Here is a 2,677-nt window from a genome sequence, read left to right on the forward strand (position 1 = left end):
TCCTGAACGTCATCCGCAAGGACGGCGGCTCGGTCGAGAAGATCGACATCTGGGGCCGTCGCCGGTTGGCGTACGAGATCCTCAAGCACCCCGAGGGCATCTACGCCGTCATCGACGTGAAGGCCGAACCGGCCACGGTGTCCGAGCTGGATCGCCAGCTCAGCCTCAACGAGTCCGTCCTGCGGACCAAGGTGATGCGGACCGACAAGCACTAGGCCGAACAGGCCGTGCACGTCGGAGCGCTTCCGTAGGCTCGCTTGCGACCCGCTCTCGAGCGACCTACCCCGCCCCAATCCCAGGAGGACCCGTGGCTGCTGGTGACACCAACCTCACCATCGTCGGAAACCTGACCGCCGATCCCGAACTGCGGTTCACGCCGTCCGGGGCCGCCGTCGCCAACTTCACGGTGGCGTCGACGCCTCGGATGATGGACCGTCAGACCAATGAGTGGAAAGACGGCGACCCGCTGTTCATGCGGTGCAGCATCTGGCGCGAGGCTGCCGAGAACGTGGCCGAAAGCCTCACTCGCGGTTCGCGGGTGATCGTGACCGGTCGCCTGAAGCAGCGCTCGTACGAGACTCGTGAGGGTGAGAAGCGCACCGTCGTCGAGCTCGAGGTCGACGAGATCGGCCCGTCCTTGAAGTACGCGACGGCCAAGGTCAACACGGCCAGCCGCAGCGGCGGCGGCGGAGGCGGCTTTGGCGGAGGTGGCGGTGGCGGTCAACGCCCCGCGGCCAACGAGGCGCCGAAGGACGACCCGTGGGGCAGCGCCCCGGCATCGGGATCGTTCAGCGGAGCCGACGAAGAACCTCCCTTCTGACCAACTGTTTTTCCAGCACTTAGAAAGAGATAGACATGGCGAAGTCCTCCTCCACGAAGAGGCGCCCGGCTCCTGAGAAGCCGGTCAAGGCACGCAAGTGTTCGTTCTGCTCGAAGAAGGGCAAGAACCAGATCATCGATTACAAGGACACCGCGTTGCTGCGGACCTACATCAGCGAGCGCGGCAAGATCCGTGCCCGCCGGGTCACCGGCAACTGCGTTCAGCACCAGCGCGACATCGCGATCGCGGTCAAGAACGCCCGCGAGGTAGCGCTGCTGCCGTTCAGCGCGGCGTCGCGCTAGACCGAACGGAAAAGACACTCACATGAAACTGATTCTTACCGCTGAGGTCGACCACCTGGGCGTTGCCGGGGATGCCGTCGAGGTGAAGGACGGCTACGGCCGTAACTTCCTGCTGCCCCGCGGCATGGCGATCGTCGCGTCACGCGGCGCCGAGCGCCAGGCCGAGGAGATCCGCCGGGCCCGCGAGACCAAGACCGTTCGCGATCTGGACCACGCCAAGGAGCTCAAGGCCGCGATCGAGGCCCTTGGCCCCGTGTCGTTGCCGGTGCGCACCGCCGGAGCGGGAAAGCTGTTCGGCTCCGTCTCGACGGGTGACATCGTCGCCGCCATCAAGAAGGCCGGCGGCCCGAACCTCGACAAGCGGACCGTCAACCTGCCCAAGGCCCACATCAAGGCCACCGGTACGTACGCCGTGGCGGTGCTTCTGCACCCCGAGGTGAACGTCGCCGTTTCGGTGAATGTAGTCGCCGAGTAATAACTGCAGCGTCAATACGCCCGGGTGAAGCCGTGATCGATCTTCACCCGGGCGTTGCTGTGCCGCCTGGCGAACACTGCTCGACATTCGCGACACAGCGAAGCTAACCTGCTGTTAACCTGATCGGCCCCGGGGCGCAATACAACACGCCCGAGACGGCAACCCCGGACGACACGCCGAACGAATTCGCATCCACAGATCTCGACCCCCTTTGTGATGCCCTTATCTGCGTTGATGCCAAATAATCGCGTAGTTGTGCACAGGTTGTCCCCAACGAGTCAACATGGCCGACCACGCCTATCCACACGCCATCCACGAGTTCGCTAACAGCACCCGGTTGCACTCCCTTCAGCAACGTCTAGCGTGAGGCGTCGGAGCTACCCCGGCGGCGACGCGGACCCAACGAAGATGAAATCCGCGCCGTCGAAGTCGCGGGTTGTCGGCGGGGTAATTTACAGTCGCGAAGTACGAGTCGAATGCATGTTCGACGCTGGTGTAGGGACATGAAGGGGAGGCGGGACGCTTCGTGGCTGTCGTCGATGACCTGGGCCGGCCGGGTGGTCATTCCGGAGGTCGCTCCGATCAGGACGGTCCGCCGCCAGCCGAGGAGTACGGTCGCCAGCCTCCGCAGGACATGGCTGCCGAGCAGTCCGTGCTCGGCGGGATGCTGCTCTCCAAGGACGCCATTGCCGACGTGCTCGAGCGGCTGCGCCCCGGCGACTTCTACCGGCCGGCGCACCAGAGTGTCTACGACGCGATCCTCGATCTGTACGGCCGCGGTGAGCCCGCGGACGCCATCACCGTCTCCGCCGAACTCGACCGCCGCGGGCTGCTCAAGCGCATCGGCGGGGCGCCCTATCTCCACACCCTGATCTCCACCGTGCCGACCGCGGCCAACGCCGGCTACTACGCGGGCATCGTCGCGGAGAAGTCGCTCCTGCGCCGCCTGGTGGAGGCGGGCACGCGCGTCGTGCAGTACGGCTACGCCGGCGCCGACGGAGCAGACGTCGCCGACGTGGTGGACCGGGCGCAGGCCGAGATCTACGACGTCACCGAGCGGCGCGCCACCGAGGACTTCGT

The 2,677-nt window shown here is 65.8% G+C and carries 5 protein-coding genes; all 5 read left to right on the forward strand.

The annotated features are described in order from the left end of the window. Positions 1 to 215 (forward strand): 30S ribosomal protein S6 (gene rpsF / locus QOD90_RS31390; protein WP_526356496.1); only part of this gene is annotated, 215 nt, incomplete at its 5' end. 92 nt (positions 216 to 307) lie between these two features. Then, positions 308 to 820 (forward strand): single-stranded DNA-binding protein, encoded by a 513-nt coding sequence (gene ssb / locus QOD90_RS31395; protein ID WP_526356498.1) that lies wholly within the window; start codon positions 308 to 310, stop codon positions 818 to 820. Positions 821 to 855: 35 nt separating this feature from the next. Continuing rightward, positions 856 to 1,122, forward strand: coding sequence for a 30S ribosomal protein S18 (gene rpsR / locus QOD90_RS31400; protein WP_526356500.1), 267 nt, complete (start codon positions 856 to 858; stop codon positions 1,120 to 1,122). 22 nt (positions 1,123 to 1,144) lie between these two features. Further along, positions 1,145 to 1,597 carry a 50S ribosomal protein L9 gene (gene rplI, locus QOD90_RS31405; RefSeq protein ID WP_526356502.1) on the forward strand — a complete coding sequence of 151 codons (453 nt, stop codon included), beginning with the start codon at positions 1,145 to 1,147 and terminating at the stop codon, positions 1,595 to 1,597. 526 nt (positions 1,598 to 2,123) lie between these two features. Further along, a partial coding sequence (locus QOD90_RS31410) for a DnaB-like helicase N-terminal domain-containing protein (RefSeq protein ID WP_526356504.1) occupies positions 2,124 to 2,677 on the forward strand: 554 nt, incomplete at its 3' end.

Origin of the sequence: Mycobacterium sp. (genome assembly GCF_032161845.1) — a bacterium.
Classification (GTDB): domain Bacteria; phylum Actinomycetota; class Actinomycetes; order Mycobacteriales; family Mycobacteriaceae; genus Mycobacterium.

Excerpts from the sequence above, each read along its gene's own strand:
- rpsR (WP_526356500.1), top strand. The coding sequence starts at position 856 with ATGGCGAAGTCCTCCTCCACGAAGAGGCGCCCGGCTCCTGAGAAGCCG.
- rplI (WP_526356502.1), top strand. The coding sequence starts at position 1,145 with ATGAAACTGATTCTTACCGCTGAGGTCGACCACCTGGGCGTTGCCGGG.